Annotated in this window: 17 protein-coding genes; 9 read left to right on the forward strand and 8 right to left on the reverse strand. The window is 74.3% G+C overall.

The features are described 5' to 3' along the window. Window positions 1-120 precede the first annotated feature (120 nt). From OIM89_RS28145 to OIM89_RS28155, 3 genes are read left to right on the forward strand one after another with little or no spacing between them, the layout of a single operon-like run. Window positions 121-492 carry a hypothetical protein gene (locus tag OIM89_RS28145; RefSeq protein ID WP_030695349.1) on the forward strand — a complete coding sequence of 124 codons (372 nt, stop codon included), beginning with the start codon at window positions 121-123 and terminating at the stop codon, window positions 490-492. Next, entirely contained in the window at window positions 489-2,072 is a 1,584-nt protein-coding gene (locus OIM89_RS28150) for a cation acetate symporter (RefSeq protein WP_030695350.1), read from the forward strand. Before OIM89_RS28145 ends, OIM89_RS28150 begins: the two co-directional genes overlap by 4 nt. Continuing rightward, window positions 2,069-3,271 carry a sensor histidine kinase gene (locus OIM89_RS28155; protein ID WP_264491714.1) on the forward strand — a complete coding sequence of 401 codons (1,203 nt, stop codon included), beginning with the start codon at window positions 2,069-2,071 and terminating at the stop codon, window positions 3,269-3,271. The genes OIM89_RS28150 and OIM89_RS28155 overlap by 4 nt, the downstream gene beginning before the upstream one ends. 120 nt (window positions 3,272-3,391) lie before the next feature. On the opposite strand, the gene OIM89_RS28160 is transcribed toward OIM89_RS28155, so the two are convergent. Further along, complete coding sequence (locus OIM89_RS28160) at window positions 3,392-3,880, reverse strand: winged helix-turn-helix transcriptional regulator (RefSeq protein ID WP_030695352.1); 489 nt, start codon at window positions 3,878-3,880, stop codon at window positions 3,392-3,394. Between the two features lie 91 nt (window positions 3,881-3,971). Between OIM89_RS28160 and OIM89_RS28165 the strand changes: the two genes are divergently transcribed. Next, window positions 3,972-4,616: a dihydrofolate reductase family protein gene (locus OIM89_RS28165; protein ID WP_047467659.1), complete on the forward strand. Its 645-nt coding sequence runs from the start codon at window positions 3,972-3,974 to the stop codon at window positions 4,614-4,616. A 20-nt stretch (window positions 4,617-4,636) separates the two neighbouring features. Here the strand turns inward: OIM89_RS28165 and OIM89_RS28170 are convergent, their stop codons facing one another. From OIM89_RS28170 to OIM89_RS28180, 3 genes are all read right to left on the reverse strand, one after another. Then, window positions 4,637-5,140, reverse strand: a complete 504-nt coding sequence (locus OIM89_RS28170; RefSeq protein ID WP_030695354.1) for a hypothetical protein — start codon at window positions 5,138-5,140, stop codon at window positions 4,637-4,639. Window positions 5,141-5,273: 133 nt separating this feature from the next. Beyond that, on the reverse strand, window positions 5,274-5,828 hold the full coding sequence (locus OIM89_RS28175) for a sigma-70 family RNA polymerase sigma factor (RefSeq protein WP_030695355.1): 555 nt from the start codon (window positions 5,826-5,828) through the stop codon (window positions 5,274-5,276). Window positions 5,829-5,953: 125 nt separating this feature from the next. After that, window positions 5,954-6,418, reverse strand: a complete 465-nt coding sequence (locus tag OIM89_RS28180; RefSeq protein ID WP_023420648.1) for a universal stress protein — start codon at window positions 6,416-6,418, stop codon at window positions 5,954-5,956. A 116-nt stretch (window positions 6,419-6,534) separates the two neighbouring features. On the opposite strand from OIM89_RS28180, the gene OIM89_RS28185 reads away from it, so the two are divergent. Continuing rightward, on the forward strand, window positions 6,535-7,386 hold the full coding sequence (locus tag OIM89_RS28185; protein WP_264491715.1) for a polysaccharide deacetylase family protein: 852 nt from the start codon (window positions 6,535-6,537) through the stop codon (window positions 7,384-7,386). 132 nt (window positions 7,387-7,518) lie between these two features. Here the strand turns inward: OIM89_RS28185 and OIM89_RS28190 are convergent, their stop codons facing one another. Beyond that, complete coding sequence (locus OIM89_RS28190) at window positions 7,519-8,076, reverse strand: sortase domain-bontaining protein (protein WP_319802331.1); 558 nt, start codon at window positions 8,074-8,076, stop codon at window positions 7,519-7,521. 446 nt (window positions 8,077-8,522) lie between these two features. On the opposite strand from OIM89_RS28190, the gene OIM89_RS28195 reads away from it, so the two are divergent. Further along, complete coding sequence (locus OIM89_RS28195) at window positions 8,523-9,032, forward strand: hypothetical protein (protein WP_047467655.1); 510 nt, start codon at window positions 8,523-8,525, stop codon at window positions 9,030-9,032. Window positions 9,033-9,045: 13 nt separating this feature from the next. On the opposite strand, the gene OIM89_RS28200 is transcribed toward OIM89_RS28195, so the two are convergent. Next, window positions 9,046-9,810: a DUF4239 domain-containing protein gene (locus tag OIM89_RS28200; RefSeq protein WP_030695358.1), complete on the reverse strand. Its 765-nt coding sequence runs from the start codon at window positions 9,808-9,810 to the stop codon at window positions 9,046-9,048. Window positions 9,811-9,825: 15 nt separating this feature from the next. Continuing rightward, window positions 9,826-10,410: a hypothetical protein gene (locus tag OIM89_RS28205; RefSeq protein ID WP_195731543.1), complete on the reverse strand. Its 585-nt coding sequence runs from the start codon at window positions 10,408-10,410 to the stop codon at window positions 9,826-9,828. 492 nt (window positions 10,411-10,902) lie between these two features. Here OIM89_RS28205 and OIM89_RS28210 point away from each other — a divergent pair, with 492 nt between their 5' ends. Further along, window positions 10,903-11,715, forward strand: coding sequence for an SAM-dependent methyltransferase (locus tag OIM89_RS28210; RefSeq protein ID WP_151170224.1), 813 nt, complete (start codon window positions 10,903-10,905; stop codon window positions 11,713-11,715). Further along, window positions 11,712-13,832: a putative bifunctional diguanylate cyclase/phosphodiesterase gene (locus OIM89_RS28215; RefSeq protein WP_264491716.1), complete on the forward strand. Its 2,121-nt coding sequence runs from the start codon at window positions 11,712-11,714 to the stop codon at window positions 13,830-13,832. Before OIM89_RS28210 ends, OIM89_RS28215 begins: the two co-directional genes overlap by 4 nt. 56 nt (window positions 13,833-13,888) lie before the next feature. Here OIM89_RS28215 and OIM89_RS28220 read toward each other — a convergent pair whose 3' ends face one another. After that, the gene (locus tag OIM89_RS28220) at window positions 13,889-14,797 is read right to left on the reverse strand and encodes a LysR family transcriptional regulator (RefSeq protein WP_030698861.1); all 909 of its coding nucleotides are present in this window, start codon (window positions 14,795-14,797) and stop codon (window positions 13,889-13,891) included. 93 nt (window positions 14,798-14,890) lie between these two features. On the opposite strand from OIM89_RS28220, the gene OIM89_RS28225 reads away from it, so the two are divergent. After that, window positions 14,891-15,598 carry a succinate dehydrogenase gene (locus OIM89_RS28225; RefSeq protein WP_030698860.1) on the forward strand — a complete coding sequence of 236 codons (708 nt, stop codon included), beginning with the start codon at window positions 14,891-14,893 and terminating at the stop codon, window positions 15,596-15,598. The last annotated feature ends 3 nt before the right edge of the window (window positions 15,599-15,601 follow it).

Here is a 15,601-nt window from a genome sequence, read left to right on the forward strand (position 1 = left end):
ACACCGCGGACACCGCACAGGATTCGTCAGACACCCCCTGGCCGTTCGCCGCCGGAGCGGCCGGCGCGAAGATCCGCCGCCCCCTTCAGCCGGCCCCGGCGGGCGGTTAGACTCCCCGCCGTGTCCGCAGAGCCAGCGCCGCGCCGCGAGACCGTGACCGGCGAACCCCGGCGCGTGCACCGGCCCCAGCGCCCCCACACCCGCTGGGAGATCGACGAACAGACCACCCTCGGCGCCGCCTACGTCCGCTCCCTGATGCGCGGCCAGCTGCGCACCGGTCTGGCCGCCCTCGCCGTCCTCGGCCTGCTCCTCGCCACCCTGCCGCTCTTCTTCGGCGCCCTCGGCAGCGCCACCGTCGTCTGGGTCGTCCTCGGCTTCGCCGCGTACCCCTTCCTCGTCCTCCTCGCCTGGTGGTACGTCCGCCGCGCCGAGCGCAACGAGAGCGACTTCGCCCGCCTCGTCGAGGGTGCCGAGCACCGCGGTGGCCCGTGAACCCGGCCTACGCCATACCCGCCGTCGCCGCCGTCGTCCTCGCCACCGTCCTGATCGGCGGCTTCGGCCTGCGCCTGTCCCGCACCACCTCCGACTTCTACGTCGCCTCCCGCAGCGTCGGCCCCGGCCTCAACGCCGCCGCCATCAGCGGCGAGTACCTCTCCGCCGCCTCCTTCCTCGGTGTCGCCGGACTGCTCCTCGTGCACGGCCCCGACATGCTCTGGTACCCGGTCGGCTACACCGCCGGCTACCTCGTCCTGCTCGTCTTCGTCGCCGCCCCGCTGCGGCGCTCCGGCGCGTACACCCTCCCCGACTTCGCCGAGAGCCGGCTGGAGTCACGGCAGGTGCGGCTGCTCGTCTCGATGTTCGTGGTCGGTGCCGGCTGGCTCTACCTCGTCCCGCAGCTCCAGGGCGCCGGGCTGACCCTCTCGCTGCTCACCGGCGCGCCCCGCTGGCTCGGGGGCGCCGTCGTCGCCGCCGTCGTCATCCTCGCCGTCGCCGCCGGAGGGATGCGCTCCATCACCTTCGTGCAGGCCTTCCAGTACTGGCTCAAACTCACCGCGCTGCTCGTCCCCGCCTTCTTCCTGCTGATCGTCTGGCACCAGGACGGGGGCGCCGCCCCCTCCTTCCCCGACATCCCCGCCGCCCTGCTCGGCGGCGCCGGCGCCGACCAGCCGCTCGCCACCAGCCGCGCCGACCACCCGCTCTACGCCACCTACGGACTGATCGTCGCCACCGTGCTCGGCACCATGGGCCTGCCCCACGTCGTCGTCCGCTTCTACACCAGCCCGCACGGCCGCGCCGCCCGCCGCACCACCCTGATGGTGCTGACCCTGGTCGGCTTCTTCTACCTCCTGCCGCCCGTCTACGGCTGGCTCGGCCGCCTCTACGCCCCCGCCCTCAGCCAGGCCCACGACGCCGACGCCACCGTGCTGCTCCTGCCGGGCCTCATGGTCGGCGGCGTCGGCGGCGACCTCCTCGGCGCCCTGGTCGCCGGAGGCGCCTTCGCCGCCTTCCTCTCCACCGCCTCCGGCCTGACCATGGCGGTCGCCGGGGTGCTCAGCCAGGACGTGCTGCCCTCGCGGGGGGTGCGCCATTTCCGGTTCGCCACCGTCCTCGCCATGGCGGTGCCGTTCGGCGGGACCATCCTGGTCAGCGGCGTGCCCGTGGCCGACGCCGTCGGCATGGCCTTCGCCGTCTCCGCCTCCGCCTTCTGTCCCCTGCTCGTCCTCGGCATCTGGTGGCGGCGGCTCACCCCGCCCGGCGCCGTCGCCGGGCTCCTGCTGGGCGGCGGCGCCTCGCTGCTCGCCGTGGGCCTCACCGTCGCCGGCGTCGTGCGCTCCGGCTGGCTGCACACCCTGCTCGCCTGGCCCGCCGTCTGGTCGGTGCCCGTCGGCTTCCTCACCATGGTCCTGGTCTCCCTCGCCACCCCCGGCAGCGTCCCGCCGCACACCAGCGCCACCATGACCCGGCTCCACCTCCCCGAGGCCCTCACCGTGCGCCGCCCGCCCCCGCCCGACGAACCCGCCCCGGGCGTACCGCCCGCCCGCCGCTCCCGCGTCACCGGAGGCGGCCGATGAGCTCCACCGCCGTCCTGCTCGCCCTCTGCCCGCTGCTGCTCGCCGGCGGCTTCCTGGCCGGCCGCCGCACCGCCCACCCCGCCGGCCGCAGCGACCTCGGCACCCCCGTCGAACGCGCCACCTTCGAGACCCTGTACACCGCCTCCCTCGCCGCCCCGCCGCTGCGCGCCGGGCTCACCGAGGACAGCGCCCGCAAGGCCGCCCGCCGGCTGCGCTCCCTGCTCGGCACCGACGCCCTCTGCCTCACCAACCGCTCCACCGTGCTCACCTGGCACGGCACCGGCGAACACCACGCCAAGCAGGTCCTCGACCGGCTCGCCGAGGTGCTCGACACGGGCCGCACCGCCGCCTTCGACTGCGGCTGCCGCGCCGTCGACTGCCCGCTGCGCTGGGCCGTGGCCGCCCCGATCGTCGTCGACCAGCGCGTCCTCGGCGCCCTCGTCGCCTACGCGCCCCGCGAGTCGGCGGTGCTGGCCCGCGCCACCGACGAGGTGGCGCGCTGGGTCTCGGTCCAGCTCGAACTGGCCGAACTCGACCGTTCCCGCACCCGCCTCATCGAGGCCGAGATCAAGGCGCTGCGGGCGCAGATATCCCCGCACTTCATCTTCAACTCGCTGGCCGCCATCGCCTCGTTCGTCCGCACCGACCCCACCCGTGCCCGCGAACTCCTCCTGGAGTTCGCCGACTTCACCCGCTACTCGTTCCGCCGCCACGGCGAGTTCACCACCCTCGCCGACGAACTCCACTCCATCGACCAGTACCTCGCCCTGGTCCGCGCCCGCTTCGGCGACCGGCTCTCCGTCACCCTCCAGATAGCCCCCGAGGTCCTTGCCGTCACCCTCCCCTTCCTCTGCCTACAGCCGCTGGTGGAGAACGCCGTCAAACACGGCCTGGAGGGCGCGGTCACCCGCAGCCGCATCACCATCACCGCCCAGGACGCCGGCGCCGAGGCGGAGGTCGTCATCGAGGACGACGGCGTCGGCATGGACCCCGACCGCCTCCGCGCCCTCCTGCGCGGCGAGGGCGGCCCCTCGGCAGGCGTCGGCCTCCTCAACGTCGACGAACGCCTGCGCACCGTCTTCGGCCACCCCTACGGCCTGGTCATCGAGACGGCCCGCGGCGCCGGCACCCGCATCACCGTCCGCATCCCGAAGTTCCGCGCGGGCGTGCACTCCTCGCCGCCGGAGGCGGGGGAGTAGCGACCTGCTGTCCTCGACGGGGCGCTCGGCCGCGCGGGGGACCGGGTGGCGTCGCGGCTACGGGCCGTGCCCCGACGCCGGCGTACCGGCTGCCGTCGGACTTCCGCGCCGGACCTCACCTCAGGTGGAGGCGGCCTCGTACGCCTGGCGCAGCTGCTCGGAGGCGCTGGGGCCCGTGGGGTTCTCGCGGGGGACGCCGAGGTGGATCTCGCGCAGCTCGGCCATGAGTTCGCCGACGAGGTGCGGGGAGCCGGCGAGGACGCGGGCGCGTACCGCCAGGCGTGGGGTGGTGGGCCGGTGGTGCAGTCCCCAGGTGCCGAGGGCGACCATCACGGGGAGGGTCTCGATGCCGGCCTCGGTGAGGGTGTAGGTCCCCCGCTGGCCGCGCCGGGCGGTGTCGTCGCGGGTGAGCAGGCCCGCCTCGACGAGCCGGCGCAGGCGGGCGGCGAGGACGTTGGAGGCGATGCCCTCCTCGTTCCGGGTCATCAGCTCGCGGAAGTGCCGGCGTCCGCCGAAGATCACGTCACGCAGCACGATCAGCGTCCACGGGTCGCCCAGCACCTCGACCGCGGCGTTGATCGCACACCCCGAACGGGGCTCCTCGCGCATCGCGTACCTCCTGACTGATTGCGACTCGCAACTCCTGATCGTAAGCTGCGTCAACCAGTTGCGGATCGCAAGCACTCAGGAGAGTGGACCGATGGCCAGGGCGCGCGTGCACAACTTCCATGTCTCTCTCGACGGCTACGGCGCGGGCGAGACGGTCACGCTGGAGAAGCCGCTCGGGGAGGCCCAGGGGCTGTTCGCGCCCTTCGACGGGCGGTTCATCGACGGCGTGGGCGGTGTGGACGCCCCGATCACCCTCGACCGTGCCCTCACCACCACCTGGGGCCAGGGCATCGGGGCCGAGATCATGGGCCGGCGCAAGTTCGGCCCGCAGACCGGCGCGTGGACCGACGACGAGTGGCGCGGCTGGTGGGGCGACGAGCCCCCGTTCCGTACACCCGTGGTGGTGCTCACCCACCACCGGCGCGAGCCCCTCCACTTCGACAACGGGACGAGCTTCCACTTCCTCGACGCGACGCCCGAGGAGGCGCTGACCCGCGCCGTGGAACTGGCGGGCGGCCTGGACGTGCGGATCGGCGGCGGCCCCACCACCGTCCGGCAGTTCCTGGCGGCGGACCTCGTCGACTTCCTGCACCTGGTGACCGTGCCCCTCACCCTCGGCGCGGGGGTCTCGCTGTGGGAGGGGCTGGCCGGGGTCGAGGACCGCTTCACCGTCGAGTCGGTGACCTCGGCGAGCGGTCTCACCCACCAGTTCTGGAACCGCGTCACCTCCGGCTGAGGCCGCTCCCGCCCGGCCGCTCAGAACAGGTGGATCGCCAGGTGCCCCAGCGGCAGCCCCAGCCGCCACGCCGGGGTCCACACCTGGGGCTGCTCCTCGTCGGGGAGGGCGGCGGCGCCGGGGGCCGCGTCCAGGTCGGGGGCGAGGAGTTCGGTCTCCTCCAGCCACCGCCAGGCGGCCCGCGCGAGGCGCAGGTCCGCGTCCTCGGGGCCGCGCGCCCCGCGCTCGGCCAGCCGCTCGGCCACCCACTCCTGCCAGGGCTGGTCGTACGCGGTGAGGGCGAGCCAGGTCTCCAGTTCGGTGACGACCCGGATGCCCGAGAGGGCGTCCTCGGTGTCGGCGAGGAAGACGGTGAGGGCCAGCGCCTCCCGGCCGGCCCGGAACTCGAAGGTGGTCGGCGGCATCAGGTCGCCGGTGCGCAGCAGTTCCTCCGCGATGTACTCCGCGTAGAACCACGCCATCGGCACCGCCGTGCCGCCGGTTCCGCCACTCCCGTCCGTGCCGGTCCCGCTCTCGTACCGCATGCCGTCCTGCCTTCCTCCGGTCCGCGTCCCCGCCGCCCGGGCCGGTGGCCCACGAGGGCGGACAGGGACAGCCGATTACCGCGAGGGGCCACCCGGCAAGGCGCTTTGCCGAGCTTTGACCGAGCGTACGGTTTCAGCACAGGTCGGTGGCGTATCCCGGCAAAACCCTGCGCAGGGCCCGCAGCGCGTAGTAAGCGCGGGACTTGACGGTGCCGACCGGGATGCCGAGCACCGCCGCGGCCTCGGCCACGCTGGCGCCGCGGAAGTAGACCTGGTGCAGGACGGCCCGGTGTTCGGGGCTGAGGGTGCGGACGGCCTCGCGTACGTCCAGCGTGGCCGCCGAGCGCTCGGCGTGGTCGGCCGCCACCCGGGAGTGCTCCAGGACCGCGTCGCCCACCTCGGCGGGGCGGGCGCGGCGGGCCCGGCGGGCGTCGATGGCCAGGCGCCGGGCGACGGTGAACAGCCACGGCCGGATCGAGCCGTAGTCGGACCGCAGCGCCTCCGGGTGCTGCCAGACGCGGACGAACGTCTCCTGGACGAGGTCCTCCGCGCGCTGGCGGTCGCCGTCGGTCAGGCGGAGAAGGTAGGCGAAGAGGGCTCCGCCGTGTTCGTGCTGGAGGGCCGCGAGCTCCCGCTCGTGGGTGCGCGCCGCCGGAGCCTCGACAGTGGTGTGGGTCACGGTGGTCATGGGCGTATGCCAACGCAGCGCGCCCGTGACCGACATACGCCGTGCACGGCTCTGCGGCGGGCGGTCGATGCTGTCGGTGAGTGGTGCGGCGAACGGGCGACCGGACCGGCGGCGCGCCCGGCGGGTCAGGGGACGACCGTCACCGGCCAGCGGCCCGCCTTCACCAGACGGACCGCCACCGAGCCGACGATGCGGTGTCCGGCCTGCTCGGAGGCGCCGACCACCACGGCGTCCGCGGTCAGCTCGTCGGCCGCCTGGACCAGACCGGAGTACGGGTCGCCGTGGAAGGTGTGGAACTCCCAGCGCACCTCGTAGAGGTCCCGCAGCCGCTCCGCCGAGGCGCGCACCTCGCGGATCAGCTCCTCCGCCAGACCGTCGGGAGCCGCGGCCGGGACCGGCATGCCCATCGCGGTCCCCGCGGTGACCACCGGCTGGACGTAGACGATGGCCAGCAGCGACTGCTGGCGGCGGGCAAGACCGGCCGCGTAGGCCGCCGCGCGCAGCGAGGGCGCCGACCCGTCGAGGCCGGCGAGGATCACCTTCGGCCCGTCCGTGCCGCGTTCGAACGAGGACGACTGGTGGCTGGTCACAGCCCAGAGGATAGGCGCTCGCGCCCGGGGGCGGGGCGCGTCCCATCGGGTGCAAGTCCCCGGCCGCCCGGTGTGGGGGAGCGGCCGCGGCCCGCCTCACGTGCTTGTCATGAGATATGACGAACGACGCGCCTCTGGTCCCCCGAAGATTCCTGCTGCGGACCGCCGCGGTCCTCGGCGCCGCCGTCACCACCCGCCTGCTCACCGCCGACCCGGTCGCCGAACCGGGCGGCACCCTCCCGGCGGCCGGCCCGCCATCCGCCGCCGGCCCCGGCGCCGCCGTCCCCGCCCACCCCGACCACCGGTTGCGGCCGCTGGCGGGATACGCGGCGCCCGAGGCGTCCCGCCGCCTGCCGACCCCGGTACGCACCAAGCCCGTGCTGCGGATGCCGGGGGCCGCCCACCCCATGGTGCTGACCTTCGACGACGGACCCGACCCGCGCTACACGCCGCCCATCCTCGACCTGCTCCGCCGCCACCACGTGCGGGCCACCTTCTTCGTCTGCGGGGAGATGGCCGACACCCAGGGCGGGCTGCTGCGGCGGATGGTCGACGAGGGCCATGTGATCGGCAACCACTCCTGGTCGCACCCGCTGCTCACCCGCGCCTCCACCGCCGTCGTCCGCGCCGAACTGGAGCGCACCAGCGAGGCCGTCGAGCGCGCCGTGGGCCGGCCCCCGCAGTGGATGCGCGCCCCGTACGGCGCGTGGAACCGCCGGGTCTTCCGGCTCGGCGCCGAACTCGGCATGGACGCCTTCGCCTGGACCGTCGACTCGCTGGACTGGAAGGAGCCCGGCACCCGCACCATCATCGACCAGGTACTAGGCGGAGCGGGGCCGGGCGTCATCGTGCTGGCCCACGACGCGGGCGGCGACCGCTCGCAGACGGTGACCGCGCTCCGCACCTGGCTGCCCCGGCTCCTCGCCGACGGCCACCGCTTCACCGTGCCGGTGCGCGGCGAGGTCTGACGCCGCGCCGGCCCGCCTCAGGTCACCGCGCCGAGGCGGGCGAAGACGACCACGTCGGCGTCGTACCCGCCGGTCGGCCGGTACCCGCCGCCGCAGGTGATCAGCGGCAGCTCCGGCCCGGCCGGTGTCCCCCTACACCCGCCGGGCCGGGAAGCCCCGCTTCGGCACCACGTCCACGCCGTACACGGTGGAGACCGCCGCCCGCCCGTCGGCGCGGGCCACCTCGACGCGCCCGCCCTTCTCCACCGCGCCCAGGCCGTGGAAGACGGCGGGCCCCTCGGCCCCGTCGACGAGCCCGACCAGGACGGAGGTGCCCCTGGCTCCCGGCGCGGGGGAGCCGGTGAACCAGCCCGCCGGGTGGGGCGCCCGGGCCGGCGGCGGGTCGATCCAGCCCGCGTCGTCCAGCCCGACCGGGCGCACCGGCGCGTCGACCCCGGCCCCCGGCACCCGTACCCGCACCGCCGGTGAGGCGGGCAGGGCGGCGGGCACGGCACCGGCGGTGCCGTGCAGGGCGGCGGGGGAGCGGGCGCCGGTGGCGGCGGCCGGGGCGGGCTGCGGCGGGCCGCTGTCGAACTCGCCCGAGCCGTTGCGGATCAGGGCCAGTCCGGCCAGCAGCAACAGGGCGAGGATGCCCCAGGGCGCGGGCCACGACGGTGGGCCGAGGCGGTCGAAGGGCCGGGGTTCGGGCATGGCGGCTTCCCCTCTCGACGCGGCCGGACGGGCCTGTCGCCACGGTAGGCGCGGCGCGCGGGGGCGGCGACAGAGCGGGGGCGAACGGGTGGTGGGGCAGGGTCCGGGTGTCACTACCTGACGGTGTGTCGTGGTCCTGGACGGGGCGCGCCCGAAACCCACCTGACGGGCACTCACCGTCCGGCCTCCGGATGCCGACGCCCCGCCGCACCGCGTGTCCCTCCGGCCGGGCGCGCCCATCCGGGTCGTCGCGCCGGGTGGGGCGGCACGGCTGTGAGCTGGGAGAACCGTACGGGCCGGGGGGCGCCGCTCGGCGTGTCGGCCGGTGGGGAGGGCGGGCGCCGACATGCGGGTGGCCGCGGGCGGTCCGAAGGTCTCCCCTGGGAGGCGCTGCCCGCCGACCGACCGGGGGACCGCCCCCGGGGTGTCTCCCGCGGAGGTCCCAGATGCGTACTCCCCGTGCCCGCACGGCCGCCGCCGCGTGCGTCCTGCTGGCGCTGTCGGCCCCGTCGGCCGCCGCGAACAGCGGCGCCGGCACCAGTACCGGCAACATCGTCGTCGCCCCGGCGGTCACCACCCGGGACGAGCCGGTGACGGTCACCGTCCACGCCGCCTCGTGCCGTACCGGCTCGGCCTCCTCCCCGGCCTTCGGCGAGACCCGGCTCACCCCGCAGGCGGACGGCGCCGGGGGCCGCGCCACCCCGGCCGTCGCCCCCGACGTGGCACCCGGGAGTTACGACATCACCGTCACCTGCGAGGACGGACGGTCCGTCACCCGCACCGCGGCCTTCACCGTCATCAACGGCGCCGTCCGGGGCGGCGACGGCCCCGCGCCGTCCCAGGGCGCCTCCACCGCCGACCTGGTCATCGGCGGCCTCATGGTGGCCTCCGCGCTGATCGGCGGCGGGGTGCTCTGGCTGCGGGGCGAGGGCAGGGAGGACCGGCCGGCGGGGTGAGCCGCCTTTGACGTCAGCGGTCCAGGTGCGGGAACAGCTCCAGGAACGGCTCGGCCGTGGTCGCCACCCCCCGGCTGTACGGCGCGTCGAAGTCCCAGATGAGGAAGAGCAGGAAGGCGATCAGGGCGGAGAAGAGCCCGGCGAGGATCAACTCCCGGGCCGTCCGCCGGATCTGGAGGGCGAAGATCATCCCCAGGGTCACCAGCCCGCCGGTGATCAGGCCGAACCAGACCACGGCCGGCATGGTCGCCTCGGTGCTGTCGGCACGGGCGCCGCGCGCCTGGTCCGCCGCCATCACCTGGTCCATCAGCGGCTGGTACGCCTGCGCCTCGAACTCGTCGGCCGGTTCGTAGTCGGTGACGGCGTGGCGTACCCGGTCGAGCAGCCGGGCGCCCTCGTCGGTGAGTTCACCCCGGTCGGTCATCGACTGCCACTCGGTGGTCGTGACATGGCCGACATAGGCGTCGACATCCGCCCGGATACGGTCCCGGACGTCCGCCGGGTAGATGCGTACGCGTTCCGAGACCTCGTGCAGTGCCTGGGCCTCGGCGCGGACGTGGTCCTCCGCCGCGTTCCGGGCCTCCCAGACGCCCGCGATGGCCAGACCCAGCACGATCGCGTAGACCACGCCGATCATCATCGTCATGTACTCGATGACGTCCGGCGTCTCGCTGGGGTCGTCGTCGTCCCCGACGCGCCGGTGGCGCAGGGTGGTCACCAGCACCACGACAGCGCAGACGGCCGCCATCGCGAGAGTGAGAACAAGCCATTCCGACATGGGTTCCTCCGGCGGTCAGCGAGGCCGCAGCGCGGCGACCGCGAGGACCGCGGGTGCCGTGATGAGCAGGGTGAGTGAGACGAGCGAGGGGCCGTGCCGGGGCTGCGTGCGCCGGGTCGGCGGGCGGTAGGCCGGGTAGACCACCGGCTTCACCGAGGGGCTGGGCGTCGCCGAGGGGGTCGGGGACGGCTCCGGGGTGGGCGTGGGCCCCGGCTTCGGCGGGGGTGCGGGCGGCGTCGGCGCGGGCGGCGGCGTCGGGCGTACGGGCGGCACAACCGCCTTCGGGGGCCCGGGTTTCGGCGTCGGAGCGGGCGGCGGTGGCGGGGGCTCGGGCGCCGGCGGCTTCGGCGTGGGGGTGGGGGTGGGGGCGGGCTCGGGCGGGAGCGGTCCGGCCGAGCAGTCGCCGTCGGTGGAGACCGACACATTGCTCTCCTCGCCGTCGCCGATCGAGGCGTAGCCGCAGTCGGAGGCGTGAGCGGGCAGCGGCGCCGACAGCAGCCAGGCCAGACAGGCGACCGCCACCAGACAGAACGGCCGGAGCAACGGCCGGAGACCGGGCGGGCGTAAGGGGGCGACCGGCCCCCGCGCGGATGCGTACACGCCTCGGATCATGGGCCGCCCGCGCCCGCCGCACGCGTCGGCCGGGAGTGATTGGTCCGATCGGGTGGTTCCGGAGCGTAAGCGTTTACCCGGGGGCGGGGCCGGACCGGTAACGCTCGGCAGGCGTGTCCCGTACCGGCCCCTGCGGGTGTCCTCGATCACGTGCCGCCTACGCCGGAATTCCCGCTTCCGGTGTGCCGCCGATTCGCCGGGCGCGGGCCGGCGGAGAGATTTCCGCTCCGGGAATCCCCGGATTTCTGCGGTACCTGGTCCAGGTTTTCTTCTTTTCGCCCACCCGCGCCGCGCGTTCCGCACCCGCCCCGCACTTGAGTCCGGGGGGCTTCGGGGGACATGATCCACCCTGCCCCCACAGAGCCGCTGTCGCAGGCTGTGACTGAGAACGGACGGTCAATTTCCGCTTCAGCTCGCTGTATTGGCGGGTGATCAGTAGCCTCTGCCCGAACACCGGCTGTCCACCTCTGGGAGACATTGATGGAGCGTCCCGCCTGGGCGCCGCGAGGTATCGACATCACGGTGCCGAGCGTGTCCCGCATCCATGACTACTACCTGGGCGGTTCGCACAACTTCGAGGTCGACCGGGAAGCCGCCCGGCAGGCGGTGGGCTTCCTCCCCGGACTGCCGAAGTTCGTCCAGGCCGACCGCGCCTTCACCCGTCGCGCGGTGCGCTGGGCCGTCGGCCAGGGCGTCACCCAGTTCCTGGACATCGGCTCCGGAATCCCCACGCACGGCAACGTCCACGAGACGGCCCGCGCCGCCGATTCCGGCGCCCGCGTCGTCCTCGTCGACCACGACCCGGTCGCCGTCGCGCACAGCCGCACGGTCCTCGCCGGCGACGAGCGTGCGGGCGCCTTCACCGCCGACCTGCGCCGGCCACGCGAGATCCTGGAACACCCGGTCACCACCGACGTGCTGGACCTGAAGCGGCCGGTGGCCGTCCTGCTCGTCGGCGTCCTGCACTTCGTGGACGACGCCGACGACCCGTACGCGGCCGTCGCCGAGCTGGTCGAGGGGCTGGCCCCCGGCAGCCTGCTGATCCTCACCCACGCCGCCTTCGACGCCGTCCCCGCCGGCGAGGAGAGGGTGCGCGGCGCCGTCGAGGTCTACCGCTCGGTCCGCGCCCCGCTGGTGGAGCGCTCCCGCGAGGGCATCGCCCGCTTCCTCGACTCCGTCGAACTGGTCGACCCGGGCCTGGTCCCGCTGCCGCGCTGGCGCCCCGAGAGCGACGTCGACGACGAGCATCCGTACGCCTTCTCGGGCTTCGGCGGCGTCGGGCGCGCCGCGTGAGCGCGCGGGCCGAGGCGGAGGACCGCCTGCGCCGGTTCGCCGCGATCTGGAGCCGCGCCGTCTACCCGGTGACGACCACCTCCCGCACCCGCGCCGAACTGGAGGAACAGCTCCTGCCGCTGGCCGGCCGGCTCAGCGAGGCGCTCACCGACCGCACCCTGGAGTCCGAGGCCGGGCAGTACGCGGGCGCCGCCCTGGTGGCCGCCCACTGCACCGATCCCGAGGCGCTCAGCCGCAGCCTCGACGTGGTCGACTCCTACCTGGTGCTGTACTGCGGCACCGACGGCGACCGCGAGGAGCAGCGCGCCCGGTGCGCCCGCCTCCAGCAACGGATGGCCGCCGGGTACGCCCGCGCGCTGCGCGACCGCACCCTCGCCGAACAGGAGTCCGTGGCCCGCGCGGCCCTGGACGCGCGCAGCGCCGTTGCCGAGGCCCTGCACGACAGCGAGGTCCGCTTCCGCGCCGTCTTCCAGGGCGCCGCCATCGGCATCGCCATCGCCTCGCTGGACGGCCGGGTGCTGGAGGCCAACGACACCCTGGTCCGTATGTTCGGCGGCCTCGGCCACCCGGTCCGCCGCAACCTCACCGAGTGGGTCCACCCCGACGACGCGCCGCACGTCTGGAACCTCTACGGCGAACTGGTGCGCGGCGAGCGGGAGAGCTACCGCGTCGAGAAGCCCTTCTTCCGCAGCGACGGCACGGTTTTGTGGACCAACCTCACCGTCTCCCTGCTCCGCGACGCCGACGGCGAACCCCAGTACCAGCTGGCGCTGCTGGAGGACACCACCGAGCGCCGCCTGCTCCACCTGCGGCTGCGGTACGAGGCGACCCACGACGCGCTCACCGGGCTGCCCAACCGCACCCTCTTCTTCGAGCGGCTGGAGAAGGCCGTCACCCGGCCCGACGGCCACTTCTCCCTCTGCTACCTGGACCTGGACGGCTTCAAGACCGTCAACGACAGCCTCGGCCACGCCGCCGGCGACCGGCTCCTGGTCGAGGTCGCCGACCGGCTCCAGTCCTGCGCCACCGCCCCCGGCGAGATGGTCGCGCGGCTCGGCGGCGACGAGTTCGTCGCGCTGACCACCGACCCGCGCGACGAACCGGGCCACAGCGAGCTGGCCGGGCGCATCCTCCAGGCGCTGGAGGCCCCGATCCGCATCGACGGCCGCGAACTGCTGGTCCGGGGCTCCATCGGCGTGGTCGACGGGCCGACCGGCGAGCGCGGCCCCGCCGAGGTGCTGCGCAGCGCCGACATCACCATGTACCGGGCCAAGTCGGCGGGCGGCAACCGCTTCGAGCTGGCCGACCCGGAGTCCGACGCCCGCGCCATCACCCGGCACGCCCTCACCACGGCCCTGCCGGCCGCGCTGGAGCGGGGCGAGTTCTTCATCGAGTACCAGCCGCTGGTCCACCTCGGCGACGGCAGCGTGCGCGGCGCCGAGGCGCTGGTCCGCTGGGCCCACCCGCAGCACGGGGTCCTCGGGCCCGACCGGTTCATCCCGCTCGCCGAGCACACCGGGCTCATCGTGCCGCTGGGCCGCTGGGTGCTGGAGGGGGCGGTCCGCCAGGCCCGTCGCTGGCAGGGCACCGACACCGGCCCGGTCCGGATCAACGTCAACGTCTCCCCGATGCAGCTCCACCACCCCGGCCTGGTCGCCGACACCGTGGACATCCTGGAGCGGGAGGGGCTGGAGCCCGGCGCGCTCTGCCTGGAACTCACCGAGTCCGCGCTGATAGGAGCCGACGACGACCTGCTCAAGCCGCTCCGGCGGCTGGCCGAGATGGGCGTGGACATCGCCCTGGACGACTTCGGCACCGGCTACTCCAATCTCGCCAACCTCCGCCGGCTGCCGGTGAGCGTGCTCAAGCTCGACCGGTCGTTCACGCGCGGGATGCAGCAGTACCCGGCCGACCCCGTCGACCGGAAGATCGTCGAGGGGATCGTGGCGCTCGCCCACAGCCTGGACCTCTCGGTCACCGTCGAGGGCGTGGAGACCGGCGCCCAGGCCGACGCCCTGCGGGAACTGGGCTGCGACACCGCCCAGGGCTGGTTCTACGCCCGGCCGGGCCCGCCCGACCGGCTGCACACCCTGGACCTGGCGGACGCCGTGGGCTGAGCCGCTCACAAGCCCGGACCGGCGAGATCCGCCCGGGCTGTGACGCCTCCGCCCGCCTACGCCGCCGGCTCCCGTACCGTCCCCGTCGTCTCCAGCAGCATCCGCTGGAGCTCGCGGGCGGCTCGCGGCGGGTCCACGTCGCCGCGCCGGGCCAGGCCGATGGTGCGGTGCAGGCCGGGTGAGGCGAGCGGGGTGACCTGGACGTCCTGGCCGGCCCGGGTGGCGACCATGCGCGGCACCACGGCGTGGCCGAGGCCGGCGCGGACGAAGCCGAGGACCGCGTCCATCTCGCCGCCCTCCACCGCGAAGGCGGGCTCGAACCCTTCGGCCCGGCAGGCGGAGACGGTCAGTTCCCGCAGGTCGTAGCCGTGCCGGAACATCACGAGCCGCTCGCCCGCCAGGTCGGCGATGCGCACCGGATGGTGTCCGCCGGGGGTGGGCACGTCCCGGCCGGAGACCACGACCAGGTCCTCGCGGAGCAGTTCGGTGGTGAGCAGCGCGGGGGAGGGGGTGGGCAGCGGCAGCACCACCAGTGCCAGGTCGAGGGCGCCGCGGGCCAGCTCGCGGACCAGGTCGTGCGAACCGTTCTCCTCGATCATGAGCCGGATGCCCGGGTAGCGGTCGTGGTACGCGCGCAGCACGTCCGGCAGGAGCCCGGTGCACAGGCTCGGCGTGGCCCCGAGGCGGACCCGCCCGCTGCGCAGCTGGGCCAGCTCCTGCACCTCGTGGCGGGCGGTGTCGGCGTCCGCGAGGATGCGCCGGGCCAGCGGCAGCAGGGCCTCCCCGGCGTCGGTCAGGGTGATGTTCCCCCGTGCGCGCAGGAACAGGTCGGCGCCCAGCTCCCGCTCCAGGGCCCGGATCTGCTGGGAGAGGGAGGGCTGCGCCACGTGCACCATCTCGGCGGCCCGGGTGAAGTGGCGGGTCTCGGCGACGGCCACGAAGTAGTGGAGCTGCTGGAACTGCATACCGGCACATTACACCCGAATAGTCTAAGGCTATGGAAATGAGCCGTTCCATGTCTTGGACCTCTCGGGCCTTCCGGCCCTACCGTCATGCTCATGGCTCTGGCAACGAGGACGGACCGACGGCCGTCCACGATCCGCACGCTCTGGGACTCGTCCGTCGGCAAGAAGACCGTGATGGCCGTGACCGGCCTCATCATGCTCGGCTACCTGGTCGCCCACATGGCGGGCAACCTGAAGATCTTCTTCGGACCCGAGGACTTCAACGGCTACGCCCACTGGCTGCGGACCATGGGCGAGCCCGTCCTCCACCACGAGTGGGCGCTGTGGATCGTCCGGTTCGTGCTGCTGGCCGCCGTGATCCTGCACGCGGTCTCCGCCGCGCAGCTCAGCCGCCGCGACATCAGGGCCCGCCCGGTCAAGTACGTCCACAAGCGGCCGCGCGCCAGTTACGCCACCCGCACCATGCGCTGGGGCGGGATCATCCTCGCCCTGTTCATCGTCTGGCACATCCTGGACCTGACCACGGGCACCGTCCACGCGGGCGACTTCCAGCACGGCCAGGCGTACCAGAACGTCGTCGGGACCTTCTCCACCTGGTACGGCAACACCATCTACATCGTGGCGATGGTCGCGCTCGGCCTCCACATCCAGCACGGCTTCTGGAGCGCCGCCCAGACCCTCGGCGCGGGCAACAGGAACCGGGACCGGCTGCTGAAGACCGTCGCCAACGTGCTGGCCCTCGTCCTGACCCTCGGCTTCATCGCCGTACCCGTCGCCGTCATGACCGGATTGGTGAGCTGACCC

This window comes from Streptomyces sp. BI87 (genome assembly GCF_025957665.1).
In the GTDB taxonomy this organism is placed as follows: Bacteria; Actinomycetota; Actinomycetes; order Streptomycetales; family Streptomycetaceae; genus Streptomyces; species Streptomyces albidoflavus.

Bases quoted from the DNA above. Each gene is read 5' to 3' on its own strand.
- OIM89_RS28155 (WP_264491714.1), top strand. From the start codon at position 2,069: ATGAGCTCCACCGCCGTCCTGCTCGCCCTCTGCCCGCTGCTGCTCGCC.
- OIM89_RS28160 (WP_030695352.1), bottom strand. From the start codon at position 3,880: ATGCGCGAGGAGCCCCGTTCGGGGTGTGCGATCAACGCCGCGGTCGAG.
- OIM89_RS28165 (WP_047467659.1), top strand. From the start codon at position 3,972: ATGGCCAGGGCGCGCGTGCACAACTTCCATGTCTCTCTCGACGGCTAC.
- OIM89_RS28170 (WP_030695354.1), bottom strand. From the start codon at position 5,140: ATGCGGTACGAGAGCGGGACCGGCACGGACGGGAGTGGCGGAACCGGC.
- OIM89_RS28175 (WP_030695355.1), bottom strand. From the start codon at position 5,828: ATGACCACCGTGACCCACACCACTGTCGAGGCTCCGGCGGCGCGCACC.
- OIM89_RS28185 (WP_264491715.1), top strand. From the start codon at position 6,535: ATGACGAACGACGCGCCTCTGGTCCCCCGAAGATTCCTGCTGCGGACC.
- OIM89_RS28190 (WP_319802331.1), bottom strand. From the start codon at position 8,076: ATGCCCGAACCCCGGCCCTTCGACCGCCTCGGCCCACCGTCGTGGCCC.
- OIM89_RS28195 (WP_047467655.1), top strand. From the start codon at position 8,523: ATGCGTACTCCCCGTGCCCGCACGGCCGCCGCCGCGTGCGTCCTGCTG.
- OIM89_RS28200 (WP_030695358.1), bottom strand. From the start codon at position 9,810: ATGTCGGAATGGCTTGTTCTCACTCTCGCGATGGCGGCCGTCTGCGCT.
- OIM89_RS28210 (WP_151170224.1), top strand. From the start codon at position 10,903: ATGGAGCGTCCCGCCTGGGCGCCGCGAGGTATCGACATCACGGTGCCG.
- OIM89_RS28220 (WP_030698861.1), bottom strand. From the start codon at position 14,797: ATGCAGTTCCAGCAGCTCCACTACTTCGTGGCCGTCGCCGAGACCCGC.
- OIM89_RS28225 (WP_030698860.1), top strand. From the start codon at position 14,891: ATGGCTCTGGCAACGAGGACGGACCGACGGCCGTCCACGATCCGCACG.